3 protein-coding genes are annotated in these 3,852 nt (G+C 35.0%); all 3 read right to left on the minus strand.

Annotated elements, in window-relative coordinates; all coding sequences use genetic code 11:
- Positions 1–711: 711 nt before the first annotated feature.
- The 3 genes from J1N10_RS20500 to J1N10_RS20510 all read right to left on the minus strand — a co-directional run bounded on the left by J1N10_RS20500 (position 712) and on the right by J1N10_RS20510 (position 3,714).
- A complete protein-coding gene (locus J1N10_RS20500) occupies positions 712–1,521 on the minus strand; it encodes an energy transducer TonB (protein WP_262328602.1) in 810 nt (269 codons plus the stop codon).
- Between the two features lie 118 nt (positions 1,522–1,639).
- Positions 1,640–2,755, minus strand: a complete 1,116-nt coding sequence (locus J1N10_RS20505; RefSeq protein WP_262328603.1) for an integrase core domain-containing protein — start codon at positions 2,753–2,755, stop codon at positions 1,640–1,642.
- Between the two features lie 269 nt (positions 2,756–3,024).
- Positions 3,025–3,714 carry a DUF4303 domain-containing protein gene (locus J1N10_RS20510; RefSeq protein ID WP_262328604.1) on the minus strand — a complete coding sequence of 230 codons (690 nt, stop codon included), beginning with the start codon at positions 3,712–3,714 and terminating at the stop codon, positions 3,025–3,027.
- Positions 3,715–3,852 lie beyond the last annotated feature (138 nt).

Below are 3,852 nucleotides of genomic sequence, written 5' to 3' on the forward strand. Positions count from 1 at the left end.
TTTGTAAGATACTGAATATCAAGGTTTTAAGCAAGCAATTTAACTACTTAATTAATTGATTTTCAATTAATTATACTTTTGTCATGTACTGAAGTCATATTGATATTCTACCAATTTTTCATTAGAAATAAACACATTCACTTTTCCATCTTTTAATATGAAATTCGAGCTATTGAAAATTCCGAATTTTACATTGTTTAGTTTAACTCGATGTCTGTTTGAAGAATTTAAAGTGAATACGTTTAGATATTTGTTGTAATGATTACCTATTCTTATTTCACTAATCGCAAACATAGTCGTCTGAACTTGTTTCAAATAAATAAACTGTTCATTTTCATTCTCAACACTGAATAGTACCTCACGGTTCCATTGGTCATTTATTAATTCAAGTCCATTTAATGAATTCTTAACAATTTCAGAGTTATCGGCTAAATTGGTTTGTGAATAGATGAAAATTGGTTTCAATAAAATTATTAGCAAGAATAGGTATGATTTCATTTCAATGAATTATTTACGATTTGTACTTTTTCTATTGCAGGCAACGGCCTGCCGCATGGAGCGTAAAGGAATTTATCCTTACACACTTTCCTAATTGAGCGGAGCCAAAGCACTGTATTTGTTTTTAACTTTTCATTTTTAAAGCCAAATCAGTGATTTGGCGTTGGTCGCCGATGCTACCAACCGACCTAGATTCGCTGCCCCCTTTATGCTCTATTGCGGTTTGTTGGCGGGTCGTACTTTTTTATTTCTTTTAAACACTACTGGTATATTCCAGAGTAAATTATAGGGTTCACCATGTTTGTACAAAACGTCCCAATCAGGAATCGATTTCACAACCCTTTTGGCTTCTTCATCTAAGTCCTTGTTGAATCCCCTGGCTATAATTACACTATCAATCTTACCTTCAGAAGTAACACTGATAATTTGAACAAAAACCCTTGCCATTTTAACCGAATCTGGAATCAGCGAGTGATTAGTATTATCTAAAATATAATCCCTCAGTAGTTTATTATCCTGCGTAAATTTTGACTTTCTGGATTTAGAGTTGTCAAAATGGACAATGTCCGTTAATATTCCTTTTGTAAACTCAAATTTCATTTCATATTCATATATTGAACCATAACCCATGTGTTCGTAATGAATGAGCTTACCATATGGATTTAATAACGAAGAACTATACCAGTCTGCATGTATTTTCTTATTTGTCTCTCTGTCTTTAAAAATGAGTGATAAGTCTATTTTTGTACTGTCTCCTTGTAGTTCAACTAAAAATAAGCTGTCATTGCTAAGCTCCCAATAACCAATATAGCCCCGCCAACAGGCAGTTGAGTTGTATCCATATCTTTGGAATACTTTGTCTGGTCTTGGTTTTTTGTCAAAGTAACTTTCAAGAGGGTTTGTAAATATTGACAATGTATCTCCTTTATAAATCAAGAAGTCTGGAATCTGGGCAGTACCATGAGCTTTTTGATTGACTGAAATCAAAGAGAATAAAACCAATATGTATGTTAGTTTCTTCATTTTTGTATGTTCGTTAAGATACATCGTTTACAAAAGTTATAGATCAGCCTTTACACTAAATTAGTTTCTAATCTTACTGATTGTTCTTTCGTTCTTAACTCATTTTGATTGAAATATCCTAAAAATACATCTCTATAAAATACTCTCCAAATTCCATTTCCCATTTCCAGAGCACCGACATATTTTCCTTGCAATGATGCTGATAAATAAACCCAATTATATGCTCCCATCTCATGGCTCCACTCTTTGTTACTTTCAACACTTTCATGCTTGAGTCATAATCAAATTCAGGTACCCTTTCCGGAAATGGCCTGGTCGAAAAATCATGCACTGAAGCTGGGGTTTCCATGTTTAATGCTTCATGAGGTCGCACATGATTGTATTCCCGAACGAAACAATTTAAGCGCCTTTGCTGCGCAATTAAATTGTAAGCCGAAGGCTTAGCACAAGCGGCCTTCAAATCACGGTGCATGCGTTCATGGCGACCATTCTGTTCCGGGTGAGCCGGATCGGAAAATACAGGCAGAATACCAAGCTCTATGAACCAATAGGAAAGCCTGGTAAAACGTTGGATTGCTGCTACTGAGCCAAACGGGCTTCCATTGTCTGTGTGGATTTGTTGGGGAATGCCATATTTTCTAAAAACCTTAGTAAACTCGGACTTTGCGGATTGTAAATCCTCTTTATAATGCCCTTTTGCTGTAAATATAAACCTACTCCTGGAGTCTGCTATGGTTAAGGGGTGACAGTACTTTTTATTACCCATTAAAAACTTGCCTTTATAATCGGCACTCCAGACCTCATTACACACTTTGGGGTCAAAAATAGGATGAATGGGTTTGACTCTTCGCAATCGCTTTTGAGGGCTAACTAAGCCGTGTCTTTTGAGAATATTATGTACCGTCAAAACAGTTGGGATTACTTCAGCTGGATAATCGTTATATAACAATTTCCATATTTTTTTGGCACCCCAACGTTGATGATTTTCTTTTAACTCAAGAATACTATGGACCACTTGTTCGTTAGTGGCATTAGGGTGCAAACCTCTTGGTTTTCGAGATAATTCACGTAATCCTTCATAACCATCTTTCTCAAATCGTGAAATGATCTTGTAAGCGGTCGGACGTGATATCTCAAAGCTTCTACAAAGTTCCGTAATGGTGTATTTTCCTGTTCGCCATTCGCATATAAATTCAATTTTCTGTTCCATAATCGTTGTGTCTTTCCAAGGCATAGCAATCTGATTTTTAGGGTCAAATTGCAATTTAAAAAGTGTAAACGATCTTTATATAACTTTGTAAACCATGTTTGTATAACGTACCGTATGCCCGCCAACGGCCTGCCGCATGATGCGTAAAGGAATTTAACCTTACTGACTTATCAAATTGAGCTGAGCCAAAGCGCTGTATTTTGTTATAACTTTTCACTTTAAAGCCAAATCAGTGATTTGGCGCTGGTTGCCGAAGCTACGAAACTTCCAAAGTGCACGTCACCCTTTATGCATTATAGCGGTTTGTTGTGCTTTCGTTTTTCTTGTCTAGATTCATAAGTTTCAATACCTAATCTAGATTCAGTTATATATTTCTCAGATAGTTCCGTGCTATTAATTTGCTGAATAAAACTCACTCTGTCTTCTTCTGATTGGTCTCCCAGCCATATACCAAATATTATATTTCTAGAAACTTCACTATGTTCAGTCTTAAGTTTTATAAGACAGTCACAGTATAATTTATTTAGTCTCTGAATGACTTTATTGTCAACAACTTCTATTGCAATGTCAAAGTCATTATGCTTGTCAATAATCAAGTTCGATAGTTCATTTAACTCATGTAATCTTTGGTCAACAACATCTAATTCATCATTATTAATTTCGCAATTATAAACCCAATCGCAAGGAGACCATTTTAGTTCATGTTTCAAATCATCAACAGATACATTTGTATATGAGGAATTGTCTTTATATTCCTTGATAACTTTGTCTAGTCCAGAATATGTATTTGCAGTAATTCCAGCATAGTTATATTCACCAGAGGTAAAAATTCCAAAAGAGTATAATTCTCCGTCTTTTATATCTCCAAGTAGTGTATTGAATGCTTTTAATAAACCTTGATATAGATTCTGGTTAAATGAATTGTCATCGAAAATTTCATCAACCTTTTTATACTGCTTTTTTAAAAAGAACTTTCTAAACATGTTTTGGATTTACTTTAAGTATAATGTGAGTTTTCAAATGAAGCACAACGGTCTCGCATATGAGGCGTGTGGGGATTGAAATTGTCGCCCTCTCCTAATCCTCACCAAAGCCCAATGGTTTTCAAACGACTAAATTAC

Origin of the sequence: Carboxylicivirga litoralis, from assembly GCF_025499605.1 — a bacterium.
Classification (GTDB): domain Bacteria; phylum Bacteroidota; class Bacteroidia; order Bacteroidales; family Marinilabiliaceae; genus Carboxylicivirga; species Carboxylicivirga litoralis.